This is a genomic window from Mesocryomonas lacus, assembly GCF_055730135.2.
On the sequence record NZ_JBUZWE020000006.1, the window covers coordinates 288,934 to 314,377 of the forward strand.

34 protein-coding genes are annotated in these 25,444 nt (G+C 60.5%); 21 read left to right on the top strand and 13 right to left on the bottom strand.

From position 1 onward, the window contains the following. Positions 1–8: 8 nt before the first annotated feature. Positions 9–572, bottom strand: coding sequence for a hypothetical protein (locus tag ACZLZY_RS12145; RefSeq protein ID WP_472934166.1), 564 nt, complete (start codon positions 570–572; stop codon positions 9–11). A 48-nt stretch (positions 573–620) separates the two neighbouring features. Here ACZLZY_RS12145 and ACZLZY_RS12150 point away from each other — a divergent pair, with 48 nt between their 5' ends. From ACZLZY_RS12150 to ACZLZY_RS12165, 4 genes are read left to right on the top strand one after another with little or no spacing between them, the layout of a single operon-like run. After that, on the top strand, positions 621–1,352 hold the full coding sequence (locus ACZLZY_RS12150; RefSeq protein WP_472934167.1) for a DUF3489 domain-containing protein: 732 nt from the start codon (positions 621–623) through the stop codon (positions 1,350–1,352). Further along, positions 1,349–1,636 (top strand): hypothetical protein, encoded by a 288-nt coding sequence (locus ACZLZY_RS12155; protein ID WP_472934168.1) that lies wholly within the window; start codon positions 1,349–1,351, stop codon positions 1,634–1,636. The genes ACZLZY_RS12150 and ACZLZY_RS12155 overlap by 4 nt, the downstream gene beginning before the upstream one ends. Beyond that, positions 1,633–1,902, top strand: coding sequence for a hypothetical protein (locus ACZLZY_RS12160; RefSeq protein WP_472934169.1), 270 nt, complete (start codon positions 1,633–1,635; stop codon positions 1,900–1,902). The genes ACZLZY_RS12155 and ACZLZY_RS12160 overlap by 4 nt, the downstream gene beginning before the upstream one ends. A 12-nt stretch (positions 1,903–1,914) precedes the next feature. Further along, the gene (locus ACZLZY_RS12165; protein WP_472934170.1) at positions 1,915–2,103 is read left to right on the top strand and encodes a hypothetical protein; all 189 of its coding nucleotides are present in this window, start codon (positions 1,915–1,917) and stop codon (positions 2,101–2,103) included. 453 nt (positions 2,104–2,556) lie between these two features. Here ACZLZY_RS12165 and ACZLZY_RS12170 read toward each other — a convergent pair whose 3' ends face one another. From ACZLZY_RS12170 to ACZLZY_RS12180, 3 genes are all read right to left on the bottom strand, one after another. Continuing rightward, on the bottom strand, positions 2,557–3,132 hold the full coding sequence (locus ACZLZY_RS12170) for a phage tail protein (protein WP_472934171.1): 576 nt from the start codon (positions 3,130–3,132) through the stop codon (positions 2,557–2,559). A 71-nt stretch (positions 3,133–3,203) separates the two neighbouring features. Further along, entirely contained in the window at positions 3,204–3,668 is a 465-nt protein-coding gene (locus ACZLZY_RS12175; protein ID WP_472934172.1) for a hypothetical protein, read from the bottom strand. Between the two features lie 76 nt (positions 3,669–3,744). Further along, a complete protein-coding gene (locus tag ACZLZY_RS12180) occupies positions 3,745–3,987 on the bottom strand; it encodes a hypothetical protein (RefSeq protein ID WP_472934173.1) in 243 nt (80 codons plus the stop codon). A gap of 497 nt (positions 3,988–4,484) precedes the next feature. Between ACZLZY_RS12180 and ACZLZY_RS12185 the strand changes: the two genes are divergently transcribed. From ACZLZY_RS12185 to ACZLZY_RS12215, 7 genes are all read left to right on the top strand, one after another. Continuing rightward, on the top strand, positions 4,485–4,700 hold the full coding sequence (locus ACZLZY_RS12185; protein ID WP_472934174.1) for a hypothetical protein: 216 nt from the start codon (positions 4,485–4,487) through the stop codon (positions 4,698–4,700). A 78-nt stretch (positions 4,701–4,778) separates the two neighbouring features. Next, entirely contained in the window at positions 4,779–4,955 is a 177-nt protein-coding gene (locus ACZLZY_RS12190; RefSeq protein WP_472934175.1) for a hypothetical protein, read from the top strand. Between the two features lie 130 nt (positions 4,956–5,085). Then, positions 5,086–5,700: a hypothetical protein gene (locus tag ACZLZY_RS12195; protein WP_472934176.1), complete on the top strand. Its 615-nt coding sequence runs from the start codon at positions 5,086–5,088 to the stop codon at positions 5,698–5,700. Further along, the gene (locus ACZLZY_RS12200; protein ID WP_472934177.1) at positions 5,688–5,936 is read left to right on the top strand and encodes a hypothetical protein; all 249 of its coding nucleotides are present in this window, start codon (positions 5,688–5,690) and stop codon (positions 5,934–5,936) included. Before ACZLZY_RS12195 ends, ACZLZY_RS12200 begins: the two co-directional genes overlap by 13 nt. Before the next feature lie 171 nt (positions 5,937–6,107). After that, positions 6,108–6,440: a hypothetical protein gene (locus ACZLZY_RS12205; protein ID WP_472934178.1), complete on the top strand. Its 333-nt coding sequence runs from the start codon at positions 6,108–6,110 to the stop codon at positions 6,438–6,440. An 86-nt stretch (positions 6,441–6,526) separates the two neighbouring features. Further along, positions 6,527–7,453 (top strand): hypothetical protein, encoded by a 927-nt coding sequence (locus tag ACZLZY_RS12210; RefSeq protein ID WP_472934179.1) that lies wholly within the window; start codon positions 6,527–6,529, stop codon positions 7,451–7,453. A gap of 136 nt (positions 7,454–7,589) precedes the next feature. Then, the gene (locus ACZLZY_RS12215; RefSeq protein ID WP_472934180.1) at positions 7,590–9,224 is read left to right on the top strand and encodes a flagellin N-terminal helical domain-containing protein; all 1,635 of its coding nucleotides are present in this window, start codon (positions 7,590–7,592) and stop codon (positions 9,222–9,224) included. A gap of 77 nt (positions 9,225–9,301) precedes the next feature. Here ACZLZY_RS12215 and ACZLZY_RS12220 read toward each other — a convergent pair whose 3' ends face one another. The 5 genes from ACZLZY_RS12220 to ACZLZY_RS12240 are packed head-to-tail and all read right to left on the bottom strand — an operon-like array spanning position 9,302 to position 15,732. Next, positions 9,302–12,190, bottom strand: a complete 2,889-nt coding sequence (locus ACZLZY_RS12220; RefSeq protein WP_472934181.1) for a toprim domain-containing protein — start codon at positions 12,188–12,190, stop codon at positions 9,302–9,304. After that, entirely contained in the window at positions 12,187–12,624 is a 438-nt protein-coding gene (locus ACZLZY_RS12225) for a hypothetical protein (protein ID WP_472934182.1), read from the bottom strand. The genes ACZLZY_RS12220 and ACZLZY_RS12225 overlap by 4 nt, the downstream gene beginning before the upstream one ends. Then, positions 12,621–12,899: a hypothetical protein gene (locus ACZLZY_RS12230; RefSeq protein WP_472934183.1), complete on the bottom strand. Its 279-nt coding sequence runs from the start codon at positions 12,897–12,899 to the stop codon at positions 12,621–12,623. Before ACZLZY_RS12230 ends, ACZLZY_RS12225 begins: the two co-directional genes overlap by 4 nt. Continuing rightward, the gene (locus tag ACZLZY_RS12235; protein ID WP_472934184.1) at positions 12,896–14,428 is read right to left on the bottom strand and encodes a DEAD/DEAH box helicase; all 1,533 of its coding nucleotides are present in this window, start codon (positions 14,426–14,428) and stop codon (positions 12,896–12,898) included. Before ACZLZY_RS12235 ends, ACZLZY_RS12230 begins: the two co-directional genes overlap by 4 nt. Further along, positions 14,425–15,732 (bottom strand): DNA-methyltransferase, encoded by a 1,308-nt coding sequence (locus ACZLZY_RS12240; protein ID WP_472934185.1) that lies wholly within the window; start codon positions 15,730–15,732, stop codon positions 14,425–14,427. The genes ACZLZY_RS12235 and ACZLZY_RS12240 overlap by 4 nt, the downstream gene beginning before the upstream one ends. Positions 15,733–16,080: 348 nt before the next feature. Here ACZLZY_RS12240 and ACZLZY_RS12245 point away from each other — a divergent pair, with 348 nt between their 5' ends. From ACZLZY_RS12245 to ACZLZY_RS12290, 10 genes are all read left to right on the top strand, one after another. Then, complete coding sequence (locus ACZLZY_RS12245; RefSeq protein WP_472934186.1) at positions 16,081–16,701, top strand: hypothetical protein; 621 nt, start codon at positions 16,081–16,083, stop codon at positions 16,699–16,701. Positions 16,702–16,821: 120 nt separating this feature from the next. Then, a complete protein-coding gene (locus ACZLZY_RS12250) occupies positions 16,822–17,082 on the top strand; it encodes a hypothetical protein (RefSeq protein WP_472934187.1) in 261 nt (86 codons plus the stop codon). After that, positions 17,079–17,276 (top strand): hypothetical protein, encoded by a 198-nt coding sequence (locus tag ACZLZY_RS12255; protein WP_472934188.1) that lies wholly within the window; start codon positions 17,079–17,081, stop codon positions 17,274–17,276. The genes ACZLZY_RS12250 and ACZLZY_RS12255 overlap by 4 nt, the downstream gene beginning before the upstream one ends. Further along, positions 17,273–18,241 carry a YqaJ viral recombinase family nuclease gene (locus tag ACZLZY_RS12260; protein ID WP_472934189.1) on the top strand — a complete coding sequence of 323 codons (969 nt, stop codon included), beginning with the start codon at positions 17,273–17,275 and terminating at the stop codon, positions 18,239–18,241. The genes ACZLZY_RS12255 and ACZLZY_RS12260 overlap by 4 nt, the downstream gene beginning before the upstream one ends. Beyond that, the gene (locus ACZLZY_RS12265) at positions 18,238–19,194 is read left to right on the top strand and encodes a recombinase family protein (protein ID WP_472934190.1); all 957 of its coding nucleotides are present in this window, start codon (positions 18,238–18,240) and stop codon (positions 19,192–19,194) included. Before ACZLZY_RS12260 ends, ACZLZY_RS12265 begins: the two co-directional genes overlap by 4 nt. Next, complete coding sequence (locus ACZLZY_RS12270) at positions 19,191–19,403, top strand: helix-turn-helix transcriptional regulator (RefSeq protein ID WP_472934191.1); 213 nt, start codon at positions 19,191–19,193, stop codon at positions 19,401–19,403. The genes ACZLZY_RS12265 and ACZLZY_RS12270 overlap by 4 nt, the downstream gene beginning before the upstream one ends. Beyond that, positions 19,393–19,578 carry a hypothetical protein gene (locus tag ACZLZY_RS12275; protein ID WP_472934192.1) on the top strand — a complete coding sequence of 62 codons (186 nt, stop codon included), beginning with the start codon at positions 19,393–19,395 and terminating at the stop codon, positions 19,576–19,578. Before ACZLZY_RS12270 ends, ACZLZY_RS12275 begins: the two co-directional genes overlap by 11 nt. Beyond that, on the top strand, positions 19,578–20,075 hold the full coding sequence (locus ACZLZY_RS12280) for an HNH endonuclease (protein ID WP_472934193.1): 498 nt from the start codon (positions 19,578–19,580) through the stop codon (positions 20,073–20,075). The genes ACZLZY_RS12275 and ACZLZY_RS12280 overlap by 1 nt, the downstream gene beginning before the upstream one ends. Next, positions 20,072–20,530 (top strand): helix-turn-helix domain-containing protein, encoded by a 459-nt coding sequence (locus ACZLZY_RS12285; RefSeq protein WP_472934194.1) that lies wholly within the window; start codon positions 20,072–20,074, stop codon positions 20,528–20,530. The genes ACZLZY_RS12280 and ACZLZY_RS12285 overlap by 4 nt, the downstream gene beginning before the upstream one ends. Positions 20,531–20,920: 390 nt before the next feature. Beyond that, entirely contained in the window at positions 20,921–22,726 is a 1,806-nt protein-coding gene (locus tag ACZLZY_RS12290) for an O-linked N-acetylglucosamine transferase, SPINDLY family protein (protein ID WP_472934195.1), read from the top strand. A 228-nt stretch (positions 22,727–22,954) separates the two neighbouring features. Here the strand turns inward: ACZLZY_RS12290 and ACZLZY_RS12295 are convergent, their stop codons facing one another. From ACZLZY_RS12295 to ACZLZY_RS12310, 4 genes are all read right to left on the bottom strand, one after another. After that, positions 22,955–23,356 carry a type II toxin-antitoxin system RelB family anti-toxin gene (locus tag ACZLZY_RS12295; protein ID WP_472934196.1) on the bottom strand — a complete coding sequence of 134 codons (402 nt, stop codon included), beginning with the start codon at positions 23,354–23,356 and terminating at the stop codon, positions 22,955–22,957. Between the two features lie 162 nt (positions 23,357–23,518). Next, positions 23,519–23,779 (bottom strand): DUF6074 family protein, encoded by a 261-nt coding sequence (locus ACZLZY_RS12300; RefSeq protein ID WP_472934197.1) that lies wholly within the window; start codon positions 23,777–23,779, stop codon positions 23,519–23,521. 749 nt (positions 23,780–24,528) lie between these two features. Further along, positions 24,529–25,179, bottom strand: coding sequence for a hypothetical protein (locus tag ACZLZY_RS12305; protein ID WP_472934198.1), 651 nt, complete (start codon positions 25,177–25,179; stop codon positions 24,529–24,531). Then, positions 25,112–25,444 (bottom strand): DUF4747 family protein (locus ACZLZY_RS12310; RefSeq protein WP_472934199.1); only part of this gene is annotated, 333 nt, incomplete at its 5' end. The genes ACZLZY_RS12310 and ACZLZY_RS12305, both read right to left, overlap by 68 nt.

The following is a 25,444-nucleotide window of genomic DNA, read 5'->3' on the forward strand; positions in this document are numbered from 1 at the left end:
ATGCGCGTTCACTCGTCGGTCTCGTCTGGCGCCACGACCTCGGCAACTTTCGGGAACGGGCGCGGATTGCTGGCGGCCTCGTTGAGCGCGTGCCGCATGTGCGCAGACAGCGCAGCTATCAGCGGCCCTTCCTCGCAGCCGACCTCCGCCGCGATTGCCGGCCCATGCCGCACGGCGAACTGCAGGCAGATGTCACGATATAGGCGCATGAAACCAGCGAGCGACTTGCGCGCCGCGGCGTAGGGAATAGAGGTCCGCTTCTGTTCCGCCAGGTCGAGGCGGGCTTTTTCAAGTTCGACCTCGAGCTTGTCGAATTTGACGTCGTTGATACCGCGAGCTCGATCCGCGTCACCGGCCAGCTTTGAACGTGGCGCCGGCGACTTCCGCCGGGACGTGTTCGTGGTCTTCAACCACATCACTCGCGCTGCCACTTCGTCGAGGCTGCCATCTCCAAACACGGCATCGGCAAGCCGGCCGTTTTGAACAGCCTGACGGATGGCCGCCTCGTTCACGCCGACCGACTTGGCAAAGGCGCGGACGCTCATCCCCTGCCGTATCAAAGCCGCTGCCATTGATCTTTCCCTCTATGCGCCACGCGTTTGCCTGTGTTACGCCTACGTTTGCAAAATGTCATCATCAATCGCGATTTGCAAACCAAGGGGACGAGGGTGAAAGCGCATACGGTGAAGTCAAACGCCAAGAGGGCGGCACGGAAACTAGCAGCCGCATTCAAGTGGACATGCCTCGAGGCTGCGGAGCCGATCGCGGTCGATGGCGCTTGGCATCCTGCGGTGCAGATCATCGGTGCCAAGGCCTGCGACCCAGCGGTTGCCCGCGATGTGGTCGAATACGTCGCCGACGAGGCAGTCATCATCGGCTTGCCAGCGATGGTCGGCGAGTACGGCGCAGCACCGGATCCAAAGCCGACGCCCTATTCCCCAAAGCCGAAACCCGCCGACCTTCCGTCCAAGCCGAAGCCCCTGGCCGGCGCCGATTTGGTTTCAGCTATCTGTGCTATTCCGCCAACGCGCTCGAGCGCGGAGGAAATCGAGGCGCGCCGGGCCGAGCGTCGCGCCCGCATCGAGGAAGAGAAGGCCGCCGGAAAGCGGGATCGCTTCGGAAATAAGGTTGATCCTGAGAAGGCGGCTCGCGGTCCCTCGCGCGCAGACATTATCGTCGCGCTGGTCTCGCGACCTGGCGGCGCGTTGGTCGAGGACATCCTCACTGCCACCGGATGGCAACGGCACACGCTTCGCGGCTACATCGCCGGCACCCTGCGCAAGCGCGGTCACGACATCCAGTCGGTCAAAGGCAAGCCGGCCCGATACGTGATGGAAGGCTCAGCGCCATGAGCATAGCGTTGACAAAAGATCAACGCTTGTTCTTGGCGTTGCTGGCATCACATCAGCCGCCCGAATGGTTTGGCTGGAAGCAGGCGATGCCGAATGGCCTGCTTGCCCCGGCTCACGGGCACTTTTCCATGTGGACCCACTTTGGGACGATGCGCAGCGGCGCTGAACCGACAGAAGCGACGGTGACGAAAGCCGAGCTGTCGGAGATGACCAAGGCAGGCCTAGTTCTGGCCTGCCGGATAACAGACGCCGGGCGGCGCGCGCTTGAGACGGTGCCTGCATGAGCCGCCATCTCTGGTGGCCAACGGCCACGACAGCAGCTCGCAAGGCGCAGGTTCGCGGCGCTGTCGATATCGGGCTTACTCGGAAGGAGACGGCGGTCCTGCTCGGCACCACCCGGCAGAACATCGCCGACTTTGCCAACCTCCATCGCATCAGCTTCGACGCGCCCGCTGTACGGATTGCGCGACCGGCGAGCGACGACGAGTTCGAAGCGAAGGGTCCCGAGATCCAAGGCATCGACCGGCACTTCGCCCGCATCCGGTTCTAAGGATCAAGATCAATGACGAGCCGACTTTACCGAGGGTTCGCCAGCAAGGACGATTGGGCGGACGATGCCTACCAGTCCGCCAGGGAAGAGGAGGCGATGACCGAGAATGATCGCCGACGCGAGACTGAGATGCGCAGCGCCGACGAGGCCGCCACGGACGATTTCGATGCGAATGGACCGAGCAGGATATCCGGCGATTGATCTTTTGCGTGACGCGTAGTTTATCGGGATCAATCCCGGCTTCGAAATGCTTTGAGCGATTGATCGGCCGGGGCTTACATCCTCGGTCTTTGATGTCTTGGCAAATGCAGTTACACACTTGCCACTTCCGTCTCATCTATATAGGCGCTTTGCATAGTAATGCGTAGTAATCTCGCTTTTCTGTCACTAGCGAAGGCCTGCGCCAGTCTTGTCCCCCGCATAGGAGCCACCCTCGGGGAGGACCCAAAACGGGGCGGGAATGTTGCTAAAATGCCGCATAAACTGGCAATATGATGCTGAAATGTCACGAACTGGCAGTCTTATTCGCCCATTTTGGTTGACAGTTGAGGGCATTTCGATCTTGCGGTAGCGCGGCGCCAAGAGGCCAAGCGAGCAGTCGGATAGAAGTGTCAACCTCACATAGTCTTATGATTACTTTATCCTGACTTTAACTTAGAACTTGCCGCGAGCCTTGCGCGTGTAGCGCTCGAGCTGCCGTAGCACGTTGGCCGTCAGCATCTTGTCGGCGTTCCGCTCGATGGCGTTCGACACCGCGCCCTCATTCATCGCTTGGCCGATGCTTGCGCCCTTGGCCTTTTGGATGGGCAGACGCGCCTTGCCCTTACGGACGAAGACGTTGTCGGCCATGCTGATGTCCTTGCGGTCGCCTACCTTGCCGCCGAAGATGAAAGCGTCGGGATGGAACTGCTTCTTGCCCCATATCGTCGCGACCGTACCGCCTGGCACCTCCTTGGCTCGGAAGACCTTCAGCGGCACCTCGGAGTTGGATACGCGGATGATGGCGCGCAGCGTCTTCGGCGTGGAGTGCGGCAGGATGTAGACGCCCTTACGGACGCGCTTGGCCTGCAGTGAGAGGCGAGCGGCGACCATCTTCTCGGCCGTTTGCTCTACCTGCCGCGCCGTATCGTTGACGGCCTTGGAGAGCGCTTGGTTGAGGCGCGGCGCCTTGAGATGGTCGAGGTACTGATGAAGGCCTTTGGCGCGCCATTCGGCCCGGATGACGAACATGATTTCTCCAAAGCAAAAGCCGTCGAGGCTAACCTCGACGGCTCGTTAACTGCGGCAATGATCGGCCCGGCTTAGGCGGACGCGGCGTCGATCGCGGCGCGGACGTCGGACTTGCTGCTGGCGCCTTCGATGCTGATGCCGCGGGAGGCTGCATAGGCTTCCAGCTCCGCGCGGGTCATGCAATCGAGGTCGGCGCTTTCGCCAATGTTACCGAGCTTGCCGATTTCGCCACCGCCATCAGCTTCGACGGCAGCTTCGCGCTCGGTCTCGACGGAGCGGACATCGGCATAGTCGCTGGATTCGCCAGAGACGAGGTCAGCGGTAACGGTCGAGGTGACAGGGTTGAGGCCGGACACCTCGAGGGTGCCGGCGCCGCCCTGCGATGCCATGGGCTTTTCACCGAAGGCGCCGGCACGACGAAGGCGGTCGACAACCTCGGTCGATGTGCCCTTGGGGACGGGGCCGGGGCCGGGACTGAACTGCTTGGACTTGCCATCGACTGCAACGTTGACGCTGCGCATGATCTGTTCGGACATAGCTGGTTCCCTGAGGAAAGACGTTCGCTGCCGGAACATGGTCCAGCGTTTGCAAAACGTCAATTGCGGTATTCCGCTAAGCGGTCCGCCAGACACGGGCACCGCGAACCGGTTCGCCGTCGAGTTCCTCGGTCCGCTCCTGCCAGGTGAACCGCCGGCCGTCCTCCTGCGAGTTCCGATAATAGCAGCCGGCCTCGGCAGACTTGGCTTTGCGCATGAAGAAGCTCTCGCCGACCGCCATGGTGCGCCATGGGCCGTTGGTATCTCGACGAGGCCGGTCGTCGCCGGGAATTGGGATGTCGTTGCGCAGTAGGTGCATGGTCGATCCTATGGTTTGCTGGTTGCAAACTTATGGTGCCATACGATGACGTTTTTCGTCAACATACACCGCAGTTGCGGGCTTTCGGCACCAGGAAATACTAATTTCGGCCCGAGATACTCACCCGCATACACCTAAGTGATTAAAATCATTCGACCTATATTATTATATTTATTTCATAAGGAAAATAATAATAATAGGTGTGCCTGTCTGCGCATGCTGTGCATGCGGATAGCGCGCATTCATGTCTATCTCTCTCTGTGATAGCGCATAGGAAAATACGGAAATACTGATGAGCTGAATCAATGGCTTAGGTGTATTTTTGACCGTATTTTTCACCACAGTATTTCTGTAAGTGCCGAGAGGAGGCGAAACGGGGGCCTAAGAGGCGCGACGGCAGATCCATGTCGTCAGCGTTTGCAAATTGACAACGCTATGCGTGGCGCGTATATCAGATGACATCAGAGAAGCGGCGCCGCGCCGCGACGGAGAGCGCCATGAGCCAACCGAATTCCATCCCCGTCGCCAAGATGAGCGAGATCGGCACCGAGGCGAAACGGACGAGAAGGCTGTCAGATGTCGACGCCTTCATACGCGAGGCCAAAGAGACCTTGGGCCAGCAGAGCAGAAGCGGAACCGTCTCCGTCAGCTACCTCACCGACATCATCAAGGAAGTCGTCGAGATCATCACCGATCTCCGCCCTGCGTCTTAGTCTCGTCGAATGGCTCGACGGGCATCTCACACCTTTCTGCTCGCTCATCACGTTTGCAAAACGTCAACAGATATCGCCATGCGCCCCCATCTTGAATACTGGCCCGCCCCCCCCGCAACCGATTGGCGCCGCGTCCTCAAGGACCTCTGCGCCCTCGCCGCTGCCGCCATTATGGTGGTCGGCATCGGCGCCGCGGCCCTCGTCGTCCTCGAGCGCGACCTCGTCGTCGCCGTTTCGCACGGTGACCGGTCGTGACCGGGCCTCTGTACTGCGCCGATCGGGCCGAGGCGGCTCGGCTGCGGCTGCTGTTCACTGCGGTTGCGGTCGGGTTCGGCGCAGGGACCGGGTTCGGGATCCTTGCTGCCGTGATGCGGGGGATGGGCTGATGAGCACCGTTCCATTCGGCACCTATGATCCCGCCTTGGCGCAGGTGAACGGCTCGCCTGCTGCGGCTGGCGCTCGCCGCGGCGACTGGATTCAGACTTATTCAGGTCGGGAGTTCTGGCCGATGGACCCGCATCCGGCCGACGTGGATATCGTGGACATCGCCCACTCGCTCGCAATGCAGTGCAGGTTCGCAGGGCACTGCCAGCGGTTCTATAGCGTGGCCGAGCACAGCGTTTTGCTGTCGCGGGCTGTTGGCGCAGAGCATGCGTTGTGGGCGCTCTTGCATGACGCGAGCGAAGCCTTCCTCGTCGACGTGCCGCGGCCGGTCAAGCCGTTCTTGGCTGGTTATCGTGACGCCGAAGACGCTGTCTTGAAAGCCATCTGTGAAAGGTTCGGGCTCGACCCCACCATGCCGCAGGCGGTCAAAGTCGCGGACGGGTGCATCCTCGTCGATGAGGCCATCCAGAACATGGCCGCGCCGCTTGTCGCCTGGAATGACAGCGGCGCGGCTCTCGGCATCACGCTGGAGTATTGGTCGCCCGAGCGCGCGGAGGCTGAGTTCCTCCGGGCGTTCGCCAGCCTGTGCGGCTCAAGATGCTCTTGCGCGTCTTGATCGCCGATCGCTATACGTCGGCCTACCCCACCGAGACCAAGTTCATTCAGTCGCTTGTCGATGCCGTGAACATCGAGTGGCGCCAGGCGGGGCAGAAGGGCACGACGCTGGTCTCCGCGACCTACGAGGACGGCGTCGGCTTTCTGGAAACGACGGCCGGCAGAATTCCACTGACGATTGAAGATGTCCGCGCTCATATCCGCACCGCTGGCGCGAGCAAGCGACGACGGGCATAAGGCGACGGGACAACCTGTGGATAATGATCCCCTTATCCATACCGAACAGCTGCGTTCGCGGTGGGGTGAACAAAATAAGAACATCTCCGCATTCCCTTCCCTAGCGTCCCATCGAAAAAGGTGCTTCTCTTAGGATCATGATCCGCGATGGAGGATAAAATGCCTATACCGATGAGCGCCGTTGTCGTGCCGATCCCGGTGCCATCGAGCACTTTCGCGAACGCCTATTCCACCTACCAGTTTAGCCGGTTTTCTATGGGCGTCGCCGAGGCTGATTATAACCGAGCGCCTGATGGCTTCGAAGCAGGCGAAGCGCGGCGGCTTGCGCGGTCGATGCAGGATGTCTTCGCGGCGGCGGCTAAGGTTCAGGGCATGTGCCCGGAGTCGGAACACGATTCGGTCCGCCGGGAGAATGCGATCTTGTTCGCTGCCTTGCTGCGGCATGAAAGCGCCGCGGTCATCAACGCTAGGATCGCCGGGCGCCTCCCCGCCGGTGCGCCATGATCCAACAAATTTGAGCCGGATAGCCTCGAACTAGATTGGCATGCGAGGTTGGATTTTCGAGCAATGCATAAGGCGCCAGCAGCAGAATGCAGAATGATGACGCTAGGGTCAGCCAGATCATAAACTGGTACTTCGTCCAGGCTGAAAAAGGCGGGCACCGGGATAGCGGCGAGGCAGAAGACAAGGCCGACCTCAAGACCCAACGCAACATGGTTCACCAATACGTTGGTGACTCATTTTTGGAGAGCCGGTTTGCGGCTCTCTCAGGTGTCGATATGCAGGTAATCATCGACGACACCGCAGCCTTCGGCGCTGAAAAGGCCGCGAGTTGGTTGAGAACGATTTTCAGCAACGTAGACAAATTTGCTGTCCGGCAAGGTGTCATCGAGAGCGTACGGACTAAACGCCTTCTGGCTCCCAGCATTGGCAAAGAGCCCGTAGCATTAAGCGATGCAGCCCTAAAAAGCACGTGGGAGACGCTTTCGTATGCAGCGAGCGGTGCCGCGACTGCTGATCGTGGAGCGTGTCTCGCGGTAATGCTAAGCGGCGTCACTCTCCAACCACTCGGCAGCTTGATCGGCATGCTCCGGAGCGAGGTCGACGTTCAGAGCAAACTCTGGGTCACCGGCAGCCCGCCTCGCTACGTTCATCTTTCTGCGCTTGCGCTTGACCTCGTAGCTCAGGCTGAAGAACTTGGCGAACTCATCCATCGCGATCAGCCGGCTGACTACGTCCTTGCGTCTGCTGGCCCTCAGCGCAGCCCAGACCGGCCGCTCAGCTACTCGTCAACATTCGACGCTGTCCAGCGTCTTGTTGGCAAGAAAGCTACCCCGCACGACGTTCGACTGACTGCGATAGAAAACCTTCGGGCGCTTGGTGGAGATGAGCTGCGATCGCTCGTCAAAACCGTTTCGACCGGCGGCATCGAGACGCCCCCGAATGGCATCCAGATAGCGCTTCTTGAAGGTTGGTCCGAACGGATCGCACAACTCACTCAGAAAACTTGGCGTTAGCGAACTATTCATTCTCGTAGGGCATCTTGTGCCTATCAGCAGTGGCTTTCCCCAGCGGAAACCAAGGATATGATACCGTCTGCTGATCCGCGGCATGGGCTGCAATGTCCCGTTTTGCTTTTTTGGGACTAAAAAAATGACCTCGATTAACTACAACGTTGCCGCCACCACCGCTCTGCGTACCTTGCAGCAGACCAACAGCGCACTCGAGTCCTCGCAGAATCGAGTTTCGACCGGCCTGAAGATTGGCGAAGCAAAGGACAACGCCGCGTATTGGTCCATCTCGACCACGCTGAAGTCCGACAACTCTGCTATGTCGACCGTGAACGATGCCCTCGGTCTGGGTGCTGCTACTGTCGACGTCGCCTACCAGGGCCTCAACAAGGCCAAAGAAGTTCTAGATCAGATCAAGTCGAAGCTCGTTTCTGCTTCGCAGGACGGCGTCGATAAGGCCGCTGTGCAGTCGGAGATCAACGAACTTCAGACCCAGCTGAAGTCGATTGCGTCGTCCTCGTCGTTCTCGGGTGAAAACTGGCTCTCGGTTAACTCGGCCGACACGAGCGTATCTGCAAACAAGAATGTCGTTTCGTCGTTTACCCGCGATGGCAGCGGCACTGTAACGCTTGGCACCATCGCCATCGACACTTCGACGATGAAACTCGTCGATGCTTCCGCTACCAGCGAAGGCATCTTGGACGCAGGTAAGTTCGGCAACGTCGCTAAGGGCGGCATTTCCGACATTCTGGCTGCAGCCTCTGTCGTCGGCACCGGCGCCACGGCAACCGCTACGATTGCCTCCACTGCCAACACGACTGGCGGCACTACGCCGAACAAGCTCGTTATGTCCCTGACGGTCAACAACGAGACTTTCACGCTCGAAGTTCCAGCGACCGGCAATGACACGGCTGTAACGGCCGCGAACTTTACTACGGCGCTGGCAAGCAACGCTGCCCTTGCTGCCGCTGTGACTCTTAATGTTACTGGTGGTGACGTCACCTTCACGTCGAAGAAGACGGGATCTGACACTGCAGTCACGATCCAGAACACCAACTTCGTTCGCGGCACCGGCGCTACGGGCGGCAACAACACCGTCACTCCCGGAGCGACGACGGCCGGCGCAAATGCCGTTTCGACCAACCTCGTCGCCTTCGATAACACGACCAACGGCATCACCCTCGATGACAACGACACCTTCTCGTTTAGCGTCTCTCTTGACGGCGGCGTAAAGAAGCAGGTTATCCTCGATAAGGGCACTGTCTCGGCAGCTCTGGGCACCAAGGATGGCGTTATCAGCACGGTTGATAACTATGTTCGCGTGCTAAATAAAGCTCTTGCTGACTCTGGACTGGCTGGCTCGGTTGTTGCTGGCAAGTCGGCCGGTAACGAGATTACCTTTACTGGCGGTCGTACGAGTGTTGCGATCTCGGACAGCACTGCCTCCAAGGGCACAAATGTGCTGAACATCGACATCTCCAACGCCACTTCGAACCAGATCACCGCCTACCTCAAGGCCGTAAACACGGCTACGGATAAGGTGATCTCCGCTGCTTCTACTCTCGGCGCCGTTTCTAGCCGCATTGAGCTGCAGCAGACTTTTGTGGCGAACCTGATGGACACAATTGATAAGGGCGTCTCTGGCCTTATCGATGCGGACCTTTCGGAAGAGTCGACGAAGCTGCAGGCGTTGCAGACGAAGCAGTCCCTGGGCATCCAGGCACTCTCGATCGCCAACTCCTCGACCCAGAACATTCTGGCGCTCTTCCGCAGCTAATCCGCCGCTAGAGCTAAAAAACTCGACCCTCGGCTACGATAGTAGCCGGGGGGTTTCGTATTCTAGAACCATCATTCTCAGATCTCGTCCCCGGGTGTCCGCTCCCCAATCAACGCCTCAATCGGTAGCTCCACAAACGGCGTGTTGATGCCCGCCATGAAATAGTGGTTGCCCTTATGGGCGACCGCCCCGTCGATGTTTTTCAGGATGGTCCGGATGTTCGTGCCGGCCCACTCCGTCCCCTTCAAGACACGGCTTTTAAGCGCCTCGGCCGATGTCGAGACGTAGACGACCGTCTCGCCGGTCCGCTCCTGCACTTTGATCCCAAGGCGAACGAGCGCGGCGATAGCCGACTTGCGAGCCTTGTTGTCGACGTAGGTGTCGTGGCCGTAGTCGTCGACCATCAGCACCCTTTGCGGATGCGTGCTGAGTTCGATCAGCTCGCCGACCGTCCGCTCCCATGTGCCGCCTTCCGGGGTCATGTGCTTGACGAGGTATCCCGACAGGTGCTGAACGAACCGGTCTTGATCCTTGACTGCGTTCTTTGCCGAATGGTCGGCCCAATCGTTCGCCGAGATCCATTTGAGGGCTTCCTCGAGCGTCGCCTTGCGCTCGCTGTTTAGGAGGTAGGCGCCGGCCAGTAGAGGCCCGAGCTGGTCGCCAAGCCGCTGCACGCCGAGGTGCATGGCCGCCGCTTCCGTGAAGATGGCGACGTTGTGCCGTAGCGTAGGCAGGTGGTGGATGGTGCGGGCGAGCATGCGGCGCGCGAAGGTGGCGTCGATCGTCGTCAGCATCCTCGAGATAAGGGTCGCATAGTGCTCCTTGTTCGCGCGCTCCTGTTCCGGGCTGTCCGCCTCAGGCTTGGCAAGCGTCAACTGCGTGTAGCGGGTCTCGTCGGCATAGCCCTCGATTTGCGTGTTGATCGACGCGAAGACGAACATCGAGCGCGCCCGATAACCCTTCGTGCCTTGGTTCGATGTGCCCTTCATGATGACGCCATCCGATTCCGACGCGGCGACGCGCGCGAGGTCGAGGATGGCTCGGATGCGAGCCTGGCTGTGCATGTCGCGCGGCTCGGCTTCGTCGAAGATGACCGGTAGCGCATCCATGCCGAGCGCGCCGCGGATGCCGGCCTCGGTCGTATTGCCGACGATGCTGATGGCAGACGTCCCGAGCCCGTGCTTCACGATCTTGTCCATCACGGACGATTTGCCAGCGCCGGCCGGACCGTTGATCCAGATGTGAGGCCGCCAGGTGAGGAAGCCGCACACCGGCGCGACCACGCAGAAGCCAGCAAGGAGATAGCCGGACAACGGCGCCGACCAGCGCAGCGACTTGCAGATGGACAGGAACTCGCGGGCGACCTCCTGCGTCGCCGGGCGGTCCATGTCGACGTCGAGCGGCTCGCCGGCATCGTAAACGTGGCGGCTGTGGTGGTGCGAGATCCGGCACGCCTCGTTGTTGGTGACGAGTTGGTCGCCGGCATGAAAGACCGCGTCCTCGCCTTCGAACCACGCTCCCCTGCCCCGCACGCGATTGTGCGACACGAACTTGCCTCGGCTTTTGCACGACCGGATGCAGGCGTTGACGGCGGCCTTCCAGTCGACGCCGCCTTCCTTGCCCTTGCCGGGGAACTCGATCTCCCACCACTGCAGCGGCGCAAGGATCATCATGTTCTCGGCCTTATGCGACGAGGCCGACAGCTCGATAACCTCCGACACGTCGGCCGGCTGGTAGTAGCAGGTCGTCTTTCCGATCCCGAGGCAGCGGAAGTGCGGCTGCCCGAAGTCCGCCAAGGGATGGGGCGCGTCATCCTCACCGCCGGCAGGGCCATAGTCGCGGTCCGCGGGATCGTAGTCGTCAGGCATGGCCGGCGGCGGTTCGTCGCCAGCGTACGACCGCTTGGCCTTCTCCGCTTCGAAACTGACGACGTTCGGCGTGGCGGCTGCCGCCAGCGCCGCGCGCACGGGCTCAAGCCCAGCCAGGCGAAACAGGTCGTCGAAGTCGGAGAAGTCCCGTGGCGCTGCGCCGCCGGCCTCGATGTCCGCGTCGTCGAAGTGCGGCACCGCGACGAGCACGCCAATCTCTTTCGCCGCCTCACGCGCCATGGTGAGGCCTGGGTTGTCGACGGGCGTTTTCGTGAACCGGTCATTATCGGCGGCGATGACGATGTCGGCTTCGGGGTATTTGGCTCGGATGGCGACGCTGACGCTTTTGAGGTTGCCCGAGTCGAAGGCGACGATGACGAGCGCGCCGGTAGCGCTGTGGATCCGCGCGCCGGTGGCGTATCCCTCGGCAATGACGATCCGGCCGCCGGCCTCCGGTGCCTTGCCGATGCTGTGGTAATTGCCGGCCTTCGGCGTGCCCTTGAGGAACAGCTTCTTGCCACCGTCGTCGATCGTCTGCACGCCGACAATGGTGCCGGTCGGCGAGTACATCGGGACAATGAGCGTTCCTGCGCGGGCCGTGCGGTTCGGCTTCTCCTTGTCGTGGATGGTGTAGCGGGTGTTTTCCGTCAACTGGCGCAAGCCGGGGAACACCGGTAGCGCCTTGCGGGCGAGGTATGGATGATCGGGGCTGGCCTTCGCCGAAGCCGCCAGTAGAACCGCAGCCGCCGCGCCGGCCATCTCGTTCCCGATGCGGGTGTCCTCGGCCCGGTCGGCCCGTTCGCGCTCGATGCGATCACGAAGGATGGACCGCTCTGCCGCCGTCATCGCTGTCGGGCGCTTGACCGTCCATGTGTCCTCAATGCCGAGCTTGAAGTCGCCGAAGTGGCCGGACGCGGGATGGTCGAGGTGCAGGACGTAATAGATGTCCTTCTTCCCCTTCCGCTTGGCGTCGAGCGAGTTCGCACGGTGGAGCGTCCCGTCAGCGATCGGATGCCCGCCGGTCGTGTCCATGCGGATGCCGGACGACCGCATGGCGTCGAGGAAGTCGGAAACGATGTCGCCATCGCTGTTGGTCATTGACATGCACGTCCTCGAATATCGCGGGCCGCATCCTCGACGAGTGCAACGGCATCAGCCTCGGAGCGCACGACGTCGGCGATCCCGCCGCCGCGCCGCACATGGTCGAGGAAGTTGTTCTGATCCTTTGTCGCCCGGCCGGTGCCGTCCTTGACCTCGGGCGCCAGGAAGACTGCGACCTTCGCGCCGACCATGTCGGGCGTGATCTGGACGGTGAAGAAGCCGATGATGTCGGACGAACCGGTGGTAAGACCGGCTTTGAGCGGACGGGCGTCAAGGATGACACGCTCGCCGCCGCGGGCGCGGTAGAGTTCGCCCGCGGACAGGCCGAAGGATTTGCCGGCCCAGCCCTGCCCGGTGTTGTTGCGGAACACCGACGCCCCAGCGCGCGAGAGCGCCATGAGGCAGCGGTTCATGAGGGCGGTGCCGCTCATTTTGCGGCGTCCGCCCCGCGCGGGTCCGCCTGACGGCCGACGACTTCCGAGTAATGCCGGAACACCGCCGCCGTATCGGTCGGCCCGTACATCCTCACCAGCGCCGCCGCGAGATAGTCCAGCAGCCCGAATGCGGCGCTGTCGGCGCGACCCTGTGCGGTCGCGAGCACATGCCGGCCGGCCTCACGCCCGGCGTCGCGCGCGAGCTTCATCGTCAGCGCCGTGCCGGCGTCGAGTTCACCTGTGGAGACGTGGTCGAAATAGCTTCGGGTCATGCGTAGCGCCTTTGCGTGGTTTCGTTGCGGGCATCCCAGACCTTTTGAGCCCAGGCAGCGGGGTTCTTCCGGCCGCGAAGCGTGCCGATGCGGATGAGGTCCTCGAGCGACTGCGCGTTTTCGTTCTCGCGCTTTTCCTCCCGGCCCTTGAGGACGTGCTCGGCCCACTTGGTCGGGTTGGCGATACCGCGCGCCCTGCCCTGCTGGACAAGGTCCGCCAGCGATCGGGCTCGGCCTTGGTCATGGCGAACGGCGGTCCGCGCTGCGGCGATCTCGACCTCAGCCAGTTCGCCGGCGAGTTCCTTCACCGTGCGGCCGAGGGCGGGATAGTTGTGGCCGCAGTTCGGGCAGACTGGCGCCGGCGGATGGACGCGGTAGCAAGATGGGCACTGCCGCGCCGGCGCCGCAGGTTCCTCATCACCGCTTGCGCCGCGGCTTCGCTTCTCGCGTCCGTGGAGCGTCCAGTTCCGCTCTTGGCATGGGAGGCCATGGCCTCGTCCGCCTTCTTCCTTCGCGCGGCTGTTGCCGGCGTGGTCGAGGATGATGGCTTCGCTCTTGCCCGGAGCGACGCGGAGCGCGCGGCCAACCTGCTGGATGAAGAGCGCGAGAGAGTCGGTCGGCCGCAGCAGGATCGCCACCTCGATCGCCGGAAGGTCGAAGCCCTCGGAGACGAGATCAACCGACGACAGGACTTCGATGCGCCCCGCAGTGAAGTCGGCGATGAGCTTGTCGCGGTCGGGGCTGTCGCCGTCGATGTGGGCGGCCTTATAGCCGGCCGCCTGGAACTGCTCGACGACCGCGAGGCTGTGCTTGATGGAGACGCAGAAGACCATCGCCCGCTTGCCGTGCGCCAGCTTGCGGTAGTGCTCGACGGCGTTGCCGGTGACCGCCGTCTTGCCGACGCGCGCCTCCAGATCCTTCTTATTGAAGTCGCCTCCAATGCGCTTGACGCCAGTCAGGTCGGGCGAGGACGGGGCAAACAGCCGATAAGGCGAGAGGAAGCCATTCTCGATAAGCCAGGCGGTCGACGGCCCTTTGACCATGGCGTTGAACCATCTTCCGAGCCCGGTGCCGTCGAGCCGCTCCGGGGTAGCCGACAGGCCGACGACGAAGCTGCCCTGCGCCTTGTAGGCGTCGATGACCTCGGCCCATGTCTTCGCGCCGGCGTGGTGCGCCTCGTCGACGACGTAGAGGTCCGGCGCCTTGTACTGGTCGAACCGGCTGTTGAGGGTCGGAATGCTGGCGATCTGGACTGGCTGCCGTCGATCCCCGGTGATGCCGGCCGCGATGATGCCGTAGGGAATGCCGACCTTGTCGAAGGTCTTGGCCGTCTGCAGGATGAGTTCCTTGCGATGGCAGGCGAAGGTGACGGTCTTGCCGCGCTTCGCCGCGCTGCCGGCCATGAAGCTGGCGACGATCGTCTTGCCGCCGCCGGTGGGAAGCTGGACAAGAACGGACCGGTGCTCGGCGAGCGCCTTGCGAGCGTCGCCGATGAGCGCCTTCTGATGATCGTATAGCTGGAATGTCATGATAGAGTCGCGCCCGATTGCAATTTGTCACCGCGCGAGCGGACGGAACGTGCCTTGGCCTTTGCAGAGCGTTCAGATGGCAACAGTGAGTCCTCGGCGAACTTGCCATAGGCCGCGCGCGTCTGCGGCGCCGGCTCGGCCTGGACGCCGCCAAACAGCGGCAGGCCCTCGGCGGCGACGAGCTTTGTCCGTGCCCGCTTCTTTTCGTCAGGCCCGGCGAGGACGAGGCCCATGCGGATCGCGATGGCGGCCTGGTACTCCTTCTCGCGCTCGACGAGGACGGCATTGCACCCCTCCCAATACGCCGCTTCGGCGGTCGTGCCGGTGCCGGCGAAAGGGTCGAGGATTGTGCCACCCTTCCGGCATGTCAGCCGCGCAAGCCAACGCATTAGGTCGACGGGCTTGATCGTCGGGTGGTTGAGGCCATGACGATCATCGCCATCAGCCTTCGCCGAGTAAAAGAACCGCGCTGCTGAGATGTCGTCGACTGTGGGGAAGCAAGCGGCAACTTCCGCCGAGCCGTCGTGGACGATGTTCGCAGGGTAGCGGCCGACATAGGTGGCTTCGGTCAGCGGCAGTCCGCGGCGCGCCTCTTTGACCGCCGGGTCGCCGAGGCGGTTGTTGCTGGCGGCCTTGAGAGAGCTGTAAGACGCGGTGCGCTGTTCGGCACCGATGCGGCAGCCGCCGACGTTGAGCGCTCCCGTCCCCCACTTGAGGCAGTTATCGGCGACGGTGCCCTCGACTGGCTTGCGGGCGAGGCAGATGGGCTCCCATGCCGGCTTGAGCGCGGTTTGCCAGCCCTCCCATTCGATAGCGTCGAGCGTGGTCGAGACAGTTGCCTCGCCTTCCCCTGCCTTGCGGTCAATTGCCTTGCTGATGTTGTGCGACTTCGGAAAACCCGTCCCATATGCCCAGGCAAGCTGGTCGCGGATATCAAACCCTGCATCCTCGATCGCCACCGCCATTCGGTGATAGGTCCGCGTGCCAGAGAACGCGACGAGATGCCCGCCAGGCTTGAGGACGCGCAAGCACTCCCGCCAGAACTCGGCGGAGAATGCGCGCTCCCCTGTGTCCCAGGTGCGTCCCATGAAGCCGCGGGATGCCCGCGCGAACGCACCATCAGTTCCGAACTGCGCAGGCGCCGCACCGTCCGAACCGAACCGCTCGGTGATGGACGTCAGCGCATACGGCGGATCCGTGTTGATGGCGTCGATGCTGTTCTCTTGCAGCAGCCTTAAAACGTCGAGGCAGTCGCCTGCATGCAGCGCAACGCGACCATTGAGGAACATTCGGGGTTCACCCATGCCGGGCCTCTATTTGCAAAACGTCAACGCGAAGGGTGAAGGGAAGCCGGGTCGATGGTGACGCCCATGCTTTCGGCGAGACTAAGAACCTCGGGGATGTACCGTGGCGGGATCGTTCCGCAGAGTCCGTCTGGACGGCGGGCTGCGTTATCCCAGCCTGTTACGGTCGAGCGGTTGACGCCAAGCAACCGAGCGAGCTTGGCACGGCAGCCATTTGCCAATAATCGGACGGCAATATCGAGCGGCGTTTCGCTATTCATGATGTTTGGCGCTACCTAATGGGTTCTAGTGACAAACTGCGAACATAAAACTATTATGATCGCAGTTTGCAAATGAGGGTGCCTGAAGATGAACGACATGGTCCAGCCAGAGCGGCAGATTGATAGCCAGTGGTTCCGCGATCAGATCGCCGACCGGAAGTTGACGCAGCGCGCCGCCGCGAAACTGCTGAACCTCGACCCGTCGAGCCTGTCGCTTTTGCTGGATGGACACCGTCGGATGCGGATCGAGCAAGCCAACGAATTCGCCCGCGTGTTCAACCTGCCCATCAGCGAAATCGTTCGCCGGGCCGGCGTCGAGACCACCGGAGGCATGCACGGTCGCCTGAAGGTCATCGGCTACCTCGACGGCACGGGACGCGCTGTCATCCGCGAAGATTCGCCGGGAACAATCGTGCAGTTTCAGTGGGACCTGCCTGAGAAGGCTATGGGCTTGCAGTTCCGGACTGCGCAGTCCGCGGCCGATGTTTGGGACGGCTTCATTGCGGCATTCGGAAAGGCTGAGCCTGGCGGTGCAGGCGGGCTTGACCGGACAGGCCTCATTCACCTGCGTTCCGGCGAGGTGATTTATGGCAAGGCCCGCCGCGGCTACGCGCCAAACCTTTATACCGTCATCCCACTGACCGGCGAGCTGATCCACGACGCGACCATCGTGTCCTTCCAACCGCTGATTGGCCTTAGCCCAATCTGACCTCATAAATTCGCATCCTTAACCAACCGTTGTTGACACATGCCAGTTTCGTTGACATATTGCAAACGTTAATGACGATTTGCAATGGAGTTGGCGCAGATGGGACGAAGAGATTTCGATATGACGGTGACGGTGCCGACGCTGCTCGGCGATGTCACCGCGGCCATGGACGGGAGGCTGCCGCCGCCCGGCCACGAAAGCCCGAACGATCCCGATAATGATGGCGAGGTGCATGTGCGCCGCGCGTCCGTCACATTGGACGGCGTTTCGCACGACCTTGACGTTGACGAAATGTCAACGATCGCCGTTCGCTACGGCGGTGGGTGGGTCGCCCTCGACGACGTGCTGCGAGCGCGGGCTGTTGAGGAGGCTCGTGCGTGAGGGTCGAGGTAGGGAAATGCTACATCGACACGATCGGCGCGAAGGTCGGGCCGATGAGATCGCCCGCGGTCAATGTGTACATCGAATTCGACATTGACGGCCGCAGCTGGGATGCGACCGGAAAAGGCTTCGGCAAGGCAACTGGCTTTGACCTCGTTTCCACTTGGTCCAGTTCGCCGGATCAAGTCGCATGAGCCGCCGCATCATCTACTCGCGCTCGGCATGGTTCTGGCCGCGCCTTGAGAAGTCCTGGCACTTCCTCCGCGCCCCCGATGTCACAGCGACGGCGGCAGCGGCCCTCTACGGCGTCTCGCCGTACATGACGCCCTTCGACCTCTACCATCGCCTCGCCGGCAACGTGGAAGTCGTCTTCACCGAGAACGAACGCATGCTTTGGGGTAAGCGTTTGCAAAATGCAATCGCGCAGGGCATCTGCGAGGACAACGGGTGGCGCATCATCGACTCTCATCCGTTCCTCTACGCCCGCTCGGTGAAGTTCCCGCATATGGGCGCCTCCCCTGACTACGTGATTGAGGACATCGCCAAGCCGGAACTCGGCTACGGCCTGCTTGAGATCAAGAACGTCGACAAGTTCATCGCCAAGGATGACTGGTCGGAAGACGAGGCCCCCGCACACATCGAGTTCCAGCTTCAGCACCAGCTTGAGGCCTGCGACCTCGATTGGGGCGCCATTGGCGGCCTCATCGGCGGCAACGACACCCTCGTCTATCGGCGGGAACGCGACCGGGTCGTCGGTGCGGACATCGGTCTGCGCATCGCCGAACTATTCGATCGCATCGCACGGCAGGACCCTCCCCCAGCGGACTATCTCGCCGACTACGAGACAATTCGGACCCTCTACCGCAACGCCAGCATCGGCAGGCAACTCGACCTCGACACGGCCGAGCCTGACGTCGCCGCGCGCCTGCTTGCGCTTATCCAAGCCGACCACGCCGCCGGCCTCCGCTTCAAGGCGGCCGAGGAAGACAAGAAGCGCGCTCGAGCCGAACTCATCGAGAACATCGGCGACCACGAACGCGTCATCGCGACCGGCTGGAAGGTCTCCGCCGGCACCACCCATCGCGCTGAGACCACCATCGTCCAGCGGGCGTCCTCCTACCGAAACGTCCGCATCACCAAAGCCAAGGAACCCACATGAGCGACACGTCCTCGAACGCCCTTGCGGTGCAGTCTCAGCAGCCGGACCGGGCACTCTCGGTCTTCTCATCCACCTCGTCTTTTGAGCAGGCGCAGCGCATCGCGAAGGCCCTTGTATCCTCGGACCTTGTTCCCTCGAATTACCGCGGGGTCGACAACATCGGCAACGCTCTCATCGCGATGGACACGGCCGGACGCATGGGCCTGTCGCCCCTCGTCGTGATGCAGAACCTTCACATTATCGAAGGCCGGCCGTCGTGGGCGTCGTCGTTCATCATTGGCGCCCTGAATAGCTGCGGCCTGTTTGCACCGATCCGCTTCCGCATCGAGAAGCTCGGCAAGCGGTCCGTCTCGTTCGACAAATGGGAAGGTCCGAAGGGGAACCGGACGAAGGTGACGGCAAAGACGGATGTCGAGGACATGACATGCGTCGCCTGGACCGCCGAAAAGGGCACCGGCGAAATCCTCGAAGGCCCGCCCGTCTCCATCGCCATGGCGGTTGCCGAAGGCTGGTACACGAAGCCCGGCTCGAAATGGGTCACCATGCCGGATCTGATGATCCGCTATCGCGCCGCGGCGTTCTTCGGCCGGCTCTACGCGCCGCACATCTTGAACGGCATGCCGATGGAAGACGAGGTGCTCGACATCTCCGACTTCCATGACATCACGCCGCGCCAGGCGGCGCCCGCCGCTGATCCCGTCATGGTCGAGCCGAAGCCGGAAGGCCGCGCAAGTGGCGTGCATGCCGCTATGGCGCGGGGCAAGCCGGCAGAAGAACCGAAGGCGGAGAAGCCGCCGAAAAAGAAGCCCGAGCCAGCCTCTGCCGCCGAGCCCGAGCCCGAGCCCGACGCCGAGATCGAGGATGCCCAAGTCGATGAAGACGACGGCAATGAGGTTGACGCCAACGATCCTCCCTTCGGCGATGCCGAAGACGACGACTACAGCCCGGCATGACGATGGGCGAGCGTTATCTCACCACGGAAGAGGCCGCCGAGCAGTTGCGCTCGTCGGTTTCGACCCTCGCCCGGTGGCGCGTGCTTGGGACCGGTCCCGAGTACGTGAAGCGCCAGGGGCGTGTTCTCTACTTCAACGAAACCCTCGAGGCATTCTTGAAAGGGCAGACGCGGACAAAGACCCGCGACGAGGTCGGCCATGTCCGGTAGCGTCGAGATTTCCGTCCGGTTGCTGCAGGTCGGCGAACGCGCCGCCCGCGTCCAAAGCGTCGATACGGGCAAGACCGCGACGGTATCTCTCGTCCACGCCGAGGTGACCGCAACGGGAGGGTATCATCGCCTTACCCTGCCGCGGCAGCTCGCCATCGAGACGGGGCTCGTCTGATGGTGCGCGATTTGGACGCCTTCAAGGTATGGCTCGGCCGTCGAGGGGCCGAAGTCCTTGCCACGACGAACCCGTATGAGGTGCTTCGGGTCCGCACATCATCCGGCGTTCACGTCGTCCACAAGAACCGCCGTGGAAACCAGACGTGGCCGCTCTCGCTGTCGGAGATCGTCGACCTCTACCTCGACGGTGGATCCCCGCGGCTTTCGCCCACCGCCAGGACGCGCCGCTCGTCGCGGCTCAAGCAGCGGTTCTCCGTTCTTGTCGAGAGGGATGGCTGCGGGTGCTTTTTCTGCGGTCAGCCTGTCCCGGCGCCATGCGCAGAAGGTCACCGGGACATGGCCGCCAGCGTCGAGCATCTCGTCGCGATAGCGCACGGCGGCCCAAACCACCTGTCGAACGCCTATCTGGCGCACGCTCGGTGCAACAACATCGCGGGCGACATCTCGGCCGTCGAGAAGATCCGCCTGCGGGAGAAAATGCGGGGCTGGCAATGAGTGCCGTCGTCGCGCCGATTGAGGTGAACCTCCGCCGGCAAGTCGAAGTCATGACGACCATCGACGCCGAGCGCCGAGCGCGTGGAATGTCGATGTCCCAGATGTCGAAAGAGGCGCGCCTTTCGATCGACTCATACACCGCATGGCTCGCCCGCGAGCGCGACCCCTCGCTTTCGAAGCTGGTGCGCCTGGCGGCGGCATTCGGCTTTGAGGTCGTGATGCGAGGCAACCAGCAAGAGATCAATCTTCGTGACATCCCGGCTGCCATCATCGCCATTGGCATGCAGCGGATCGCTCGAGCTTGGTCGCTCTACGACATGGAAGAGCGTTCGGGCATCAGCCTAAACAGCTTCTACGGCTGGCGAAAATGCCAGCGCGAGCCCGGCATGTCGAACTTCGTCGCCCTCGCGGAGACCTTCGGCTTTGAGGTCGTGATGCGCGGGAAGCCGCGGTGAGATTCGGCGAGGCCATAACCGCGGTCGCCGGCCGCCTTGCAGTTCGCCGAGACGCTTGGGGCGCGCGGCGGGCCGTCCAACTTCAAACATGCCCATGGAAAGGCGAGCGCGAGGCGCTGCTGCTGTTCGACCGAACCGGCCGCAGCGACGTCCCGGCCTTCCCTGACACAATTTTAGGCGAGGACGTGCTCGCCACAAAGGTAATGGGTTTCGCCTCAATGAGCGGTCTTGACTGATTTTGAGCCTCATCCCTTTCAAGGTGGAGGAGGTCACTGTTTCGAGCATCATTCGCTTACGGAAGATACGGTGAACTAGACCGTCAAATCGAAACGGTGTATTCGCGCCCTACCGCTAGTTTCTGCTCAGTGGTCACATAAACCCCGAGGACCTATGCTTAGCGAGCAAACGAACAAAGTATTTGATATAGCTAAGCTCGCGCAGAAGGCCAAGCGGTATGATGAGGCCTGGCGTGGCCTGCAGTCGGTTATCCAGAAACACCCGTACCATCTGGAAAGCCTGCTTTCTCTGGGCGCCATCGCACTGGATTTAGGGAAGGAAGCTGTCGCAAAGTCTTACTTCCGTCAGGCTGCAGCGGCTGCCCCTCAGGATTTCCGCCCTCTGCACAACCTCGCATGCTTGGCCTTGCAGTCTTCGAAGCCGGATGAGGCGCGCCGGTATGCCGAGGCTGCTGCACGGGTCGCCCCAAACAATGCCGCCGCACATCACGCCCTGGCGTCGGTACTGATCTCCGTCGGCCTTTCGACGGAGGGCCTTCGACACGTTGAGCGGGCTTCCCACCTCGCGCCAAGCGACATCGGCCTGTTCCTGCAGATGGTCCTGCTAAAACGACAGGTCTGCGACTGGCGAAACTTTGAGGCCGATGAGGACAGGATACGAGAATTCGCTGCCAAAGGGTTCCTGGTCCCACCTTTCGCCCTTCTGTCGACCGAGGCGACAAAGGCCGAGCAACAGGTTTGCGCCATACGCTGGGCACGATCCCTGGAGAAGCCGCGATCCGAACAGTTCATCCCGCGGAAGCCAAGTAGCGGCCGCCCCCTGCGTGTCGGCTATGTTTCGGGCGACTTCCACGACCACGCAACTTCGCGACTGGTTGCGGAGCTGTTCGAGAACCATGATCGGACGCGGGTGACGGTTTACGGCTACTCCTACGGGCCGGAGAAACCGAGCGCGCTTCGCCAGCGGATCATCCGCTCGTTCGATGTGTTCCGAGACGTCAGAAACGCATCCTCCAGGGCGATCGCGGAGCGCATCTACGAAGATGAGATCGATATTCTCGTAGATCTGAAGGGCTATACTAGCCGAGCGAGAACAAAAATCTTTGCATGGCGCCCTGCTGCCATCCAAGTCAATTACCTCGGTTTTCCTGGCACCATGGGAGCCAGCTTCATTGACTACGTAATCACAGACCACGCCGTCTCGCCGTTAGAGTACGAGGCGTACTCGACTGAAAAATTCGCCTACCTCCCGCACTGCTTCCAACCGAACGACACGCACCGGCCGATGCCCGATGGCTCGATCACGCGGACGCGGTACGGTATTTCCGACAGCACCTTCGTTTATTGCTGCTTCAACGCTGCCTACAAATTGACGCCGAAAGTTTTTGACGTCTGGATGCGCATCCTACAGGCGGTGCCGGAAAGCGTCTTATGCTTACTCGCGCGTTCACCAGAGCAGGTTGATCATCTCGAGCGCGAAGCAAATGCGCGCGGCGTCGATCCCAAACGCTTGATATTCGCGCCTACTGCGAAGATGGACGAGCATCTGGCGCGCTGTGCGCTGGCTGACCTGTTCCTCGACACTCTTCCCGTAAGCGCCTTCACAACAGCCAGCGATGCTCTTTGGGCCGGCTTGCCCATTCTAACCTGCGCCGGCTCAACACCAGCAGGGCGAGGGTCTACGAGCCTTTTGCGGGCCGCCGGAGTGCCTGAACTCGTCACGGAAAATATGCTAGATTACGAAACGATGGCAATTCGTCTCGCCCGTGATCCGGCTGAATTGCTTCGTCTTAGGGAGCGGATCAAGACCGCTCGTAAAGGTCTACCGCCGTTTGACACAAAAAACTTGGTAACGGACCTGGAATCAGTGTTCTACGAAATGTCCGGTGCCCTCAAACTAAGAAGCCAAACCACAGGCAGACCAAGGCACATCGATGCTGTGACAACGGAACTAGGCTAGGCGGAGTGAACCTTACAACATTCGGTTCGAAAGGCGGCTTCGAGGACTGGCTCGAACGTCACCATAGCCTGAACTAAACCGCCAACAGGACGGCGAAGGGTACAGCCACGATCACGAAGACTTCCATATATATCCGCCGAACTCGCCCTGGCGGCGCCAAGGCGACCTATATCGATTGCCAACTTATCGGATTTTATCAAAATTATAAATTTCTTATATATAGAATTTTTACGCGACGAGCGTCTGGACGAGCTCAATTATCTTTCGCCTTAGACGATCATCTGAAACCTGTGCAAACGCGTTATTTAATCGCTGCCCCTCGACAGTACGAACGAATGACACTATTTCATTTACTGGCTCGGAACCAACGCCGTTGAAAGTGCTAGGCACCTCAAAGAGGTCAATGAGACTTATACCGAGTATTTCAGAAATCTGATGAAGCTTACTCGCACTTATGCGATTCAAGCCCTTCTCGTATTTTTGAACTTGCTGAAACGTTACGCCAATTCGTTCGGCAAGCGTTGACTGGCTCATCCCGAGAGCTCTTCGGCGCTCTCTTACCCTCGAACCCACACCAGCATCGACAAGCGCGTCGTCAACACCGTTCACGTTTACCATATCGTAAGCCATCCTTGCAATCTCTTGGTGCAATACCGGACAGATGCGTTTGCGACAAGTCCTGCCCTCCTCTGTCGAGGCTGCCTCCCATTCGCTTTCATTCACTTTGCTGTCAGACGCTGCAGACTTGGTGCGCAGCAGTGAGCCCTGCTCTCATATCGCCAGCCGGCAATCCTAACTAGCGATTCGACCGCACTGTCCTTCAGCTGCATGTGAGGCCTGGATCATTGCCGCTTCGGCATGAGCAAGGAAAACCGCAATTTGGCGCTCTACTTCATCCCTGGAGAAACCATTCTCAAGCATCTCGAATTCAATGATCTGCAGAACGCTGACTGTTCGACGAACTGTTTGATAGATGTCGCCTGTTTTGACGGCGTCTACGCAATGGCTTATGCGATCAGCCATGTGTTCTACTGGGAACGGGATTACGGTCATGCGAGATGCCCTCTCGTTCTACAAACTGTTCGGCAGTACCTATCGGGTAGTTTTCGCCCGCAAGCTTCGTATCTGACCACTAATGCGGTTTGCGATCACCATGCTGATAAGACGCAAATGCAGCGAGTTTAGAGTTCGTGACTCTGCGTGTTCGCCGACGACCATATCCGATTGGTCAAAATTATCAGCGACGCTAGCGGCCATCTCCAATCCAGCCGCTACGCCTCTGTCATAGCTCTCAGACTCGGAAATGCGTTCTGTTGGTAAGGTCCGCAATAGATCAGCCATCCTTCACTGTACGCAATTCCAGCGGGAAAGTCCGAATTATTTTAGGGATGTTTTTTCGTCGCCTTCAGCCTTACAAAACGGAAGCCTGAATTATAAAGGCATCAAATAGTTTCCTAGCTATATAAATGACTCCGGGAGCTTAAGTGCACTCCACATTACCTCTATTCGGCCATGACTTTGCGAGACCCTCATGCATACGCTACACGACGCTCGAAGTTCGTGAGCGGGCGTCGCTAGCGCAGTGGGCGCCGCCCTACTCCATGGCGAGGCGATAAGTCAGGCGTGGTAGCAGACTGGTAGCAACCGTATGAGATTGCATGATATGCAATAATATTTTTTGGCAACCTATCCTATTGATTTTGATAAAGAATGATATGGGATGATACAGCTTAAATAGTCGGAAAAACTAACTCTTAATCAGCGGGTCCACAGTTCGAACCTGTGCACACCCACCAAAAACTTCAATGATCGCTGATAGATGGACTAGCCCTCGGGGCGGGTTCATTTGATTTTGGCGCCGGGGTTCCGGTGGGGTTCTGTGTTGTCGGCGGTCCGGCAGAAGCCTCGGGCGACAAACCAGCTGAGTGATTGAATAGCCGAGCTGTTCCATATAGCGCGAGAGTCAGCAGCGCGCCCGTAAGGGCAGAATATATGAGGAGCCACGTTCCGATAAACGCTATCGGATAAAAATCCCAAGCCAATCCAATGAGAGCAGATAATAGCGTCAGGGTTTGCAGAAACGTAAAATGTACCATTTTAGATGTGAGATCTAAGAAGTAGGAGTCCGGCCGCCCGCCTTCAGCAAGGATCTCAAAAATCTTCGTTGACGGAATGGCCAACGTAATAGCGAGAGCACTCAGGCTAAATCCCATGACAGTTGGCACAATATCAAATATTGCAGATAGCCACTTGCCATTATGCATTATCGGGAAACATGCTGTTGCCATAATCAGCGCCAGCCATACGACAGGTGATATGCAAAAAGCTTTCAGCCCACCGAAGTTTTGCCAGTAACTTTGAAGATCTTCGAGGGCCGCAGTTAAATTAGCGGACTCCCGGTATGAAGCCCATAATGCTCGCAAGGAAACTATCGTTTCGCGGAATTGGGACATTATATTGCCTCGGTTTATCCTTGGACGAAAGGTCAACTTTTCTGTCCTGGGCATCGCGACCCTTAACTCGAAGCTCGCCATTATCGACTGCCACCTCCGCGAGGTCCAGGCTGGCGCCCTTCAGCTCGATGCTGTCGGCACCGGAGTTTCGAGTGAGGTTCTCTTCAATGACGTGGACCTTCATGTCGTCCATTCGCTTGTAGACACGGGCGGTCGCAGGGGCAGAGGCAAAATCGGGGTTTGGACGATAAACCTTAATATGGAC

What these genes read in the sequence shown, in the direction of transcription:
- ACZLZY_RS12160 (WP_472934169.1), top strand. Translation starts at nt 1,633, where the DNA reads ATGAGCCGCCATCTCTGGTGGCCAACGGCCACGACAGCAGCTCGCAAG.
- ACZLZY_RS12230 (WP_472934183.1), bottom strand. Translation starts at nt 12,899, where the DNA reads ATGACCCGAAGCTATTTCGACCACGTCTCCACAGGTGAACTCGACGCC.
- ACZLZY_RS12250 (WP_472934187.1), top strand. Translation starts at nt 16,822, where the DNA reads ATGACGGTGACGGTGCCGACGCTGCTCGGCGATGTCACCGCGGCCATG.
- ACZLZY_RS12180 (WP_472934173.1), bottom strand. Translation starts at nt 3,987, where the DNA reads ATGCACCTACTGCGCAACGACATCCCAATTCCCGGCGACGACCGGCCT.
- ACZLZY_RS12215 (WP_472934180.1), top strand. Translation starts at nt 7,590, where the DNA reads ATGACCTCGATTAACTACAACGTTGCCGCCACCACCGCTCTGCGTACC.
- ACZLZY_RS12145 (WP_472934166.1), bottom strand. Translation starts at nt 572, where the DNA reads ATGGCAGCGGCTTTGATACGGCAGGGGATGAGCGTCCGCGCCTTTGCC.
- ACZLZY_RS12290 (WP_472934195.1), top strand. Translation starts at nt 20,921, where the DNA reads ATGCTTAGCGAGCAAACGAACAAAGTATTTGATATAGCTAAGCTCGCG.
- ACZLZY_RS12225 (WP_472934182.1), bottom strand. Translation starts at nt 12,624, where the DNA reads ATGAGCGGCACCGCCCTCATGAACCGCTGCCTCATGGCGCTCTCGCGC.
- ACZLZY_RS12275 (WP_472934192.1), top strand. Translation starts at nt 19,393, where the DNA reads ATGTCCGGTAGCGTCGAGATTTCCGTCCGGTTGCTGCAGGTCGGCGAA.
- ACZLZY_RS12155 (WP_472934168.1), top strand. Translation starts at nt 1,349, where the DNA reads ATGAGCATAGCGTTGACAAAAGATCAACGCTTGTTCTTGGCGTTGCTG.
- ACZLZY_RS12305 (WP_472934198.1), bottom strand. Translation starts at nt 25,179, where the DNA reads ATGTCCCAATTCCGCGAAACGATAGTTTCCTTGCGAGCATTATGGGCT.
- ACZLZY_RS12220 (WP_472934181.1), bottom strand. Translation starts at nt 12,190, where the DNA reads ATGACCAACAGCGATGGCGACATCGTTTCCGACTTCCTCGACGCCATG.
- ACZLZY_RS12170 (WP_472934171.1), bottom strand. Translation starts at nt 3,132, where the DNA reads ATGTTCGTCATCCGGGCCGAATGGCGCGCCAAAGGCCTTCATCAGTAC.
- ACZLZY_RS12175 (WP_472934172.1), bottom strand. Translation starts at nt 3,668, where the DNA reads ATGTCCGAACAGATCATGCGCAGCGTCAACGTTGCAGTCGATGGCAAG.
- ACZLZY_RS12165 (WP_472934170.1), top strand. Translation starts at nt 1,915, where the DNA reads ATGACGAGCCGACTTTACCGAGGGTTCGCCAGCAAGGACGATTGGGCG.
- ACZLZY_RS12260 (WP_472934189.1), top strand. Translation starts at nt 17,273, where the DNA reads ATGAGCCGCCGCATCATCTACTCGCGCTCGGCATGGTTCTGGCCGCGC.
- ACZLZY_RS12245 (WP_472934186.1), top strand. Translation starts at nt 16,081, where the DNA reads ATGAACGACATGGTCCAGCCAGAGCGGCAGATTGATAGCCAGTGGTTC.
- ACZLZY_RS12240 (WP_472934185.1), bottom strand. Translation starts at nt 15,732, where the DNA reads ATGGGTGAACCCCGAATGTTCCTCAATGGTCGCGTTGCGCTGCATGCA.
- ACZLZY_RS12210 (WP_472934179.1), top strand. Translation starts at nt 6,527, where the DNA reads ATGCAGAATGATGACGCTAGGGTCAGCCAGATCATAAACTGGTACTTC.
- ACZLZY_RS12195 (WP_472934176.1), top strand. Translation starts at nt 5,086, where the DNA reads ATGAGCACCGTTCCATTCGGCACCTATGATCCCGCCTTGGCGCAGGTG.
- ACZLZY_RS12205 (WP_472934178.1), top strand. Translation starts at nt 6,108, where the DNA reads ATGAGCGCCGTTGTCGTGCCGATCCCGGTGCCATCGAGCACTTTCGCG.
- ACZLZY_RS12280 (WP_472934193.1), top strand. Translation starts at nt 19,578, where the DNA reads ATGGTGCGCGATTTGGACGCCTTCAAGGTATGGCTCGGCCGTCGAGGG.
- ACZLZY_RS12295 (WP_472934196.1), bottom strand. Translation starts at nt 23,356, where the DNA reads ATGGCTTACGATATGGTAAACGTGAACGGTGTTGACGACGCGCTTGTC.
- ACZLZY_RS12265 (WP_472934190.1), top strand. Translation starts at nt 18,238, where the DNA reads ATGAGCGACACGTCCTCGAACGCCCTTGCGGTGCAGTCTCAGCAGCCG.
- ACZLZY_RS12285 (WP_472934194.1), top strand. Translation starts at nt 20,072, where the DNA reads ATGAGTGCCGTCGTCGCGCCGATTGAGGTGAACCTCCGCCGGCAAGTC.
- ACZLZY_RS12185 (WP_472934174.1), top strand. Translation starts at nt 4,485, where the DNA reads ATGAGCCAACCGAATTCCATCCCCGTCGCCAAGATGAGCGAGATCGGC.
- ACZLZY_RS12270 (WP_472934191.1), top strand. Translation starts at nt 19,191, where the DNA reads ATGACGATGGGCGAGCGTTATCTCACCACGGAAGAGGCCGCCGAGCAG.
- ACZLZY_RS12190 (WP_472934175.1), top strand. Translation starts at nt 4,779, where the DNA reads ATGCGCCCCCATCTTGAATACTGGCCCGCCCCCCCCGCAACCGATTGG.
- ACZLZY_RS12235 (WP_472934184.1), bottom strand. Translation starts at nt 14,428, where the DNA reads ATGACATTCCAGCTATACGATCATCAGAAGGCGCTCATCGGCGACGCT.
- ACZLZY_RS12300 (WP_472934197.1), bottom strand. Translation starts at nt 23,779, where the DNA reads ATGACCGTAATCCCGTTCCCAGTAGAACACATGGCTGATCGCATAAGC.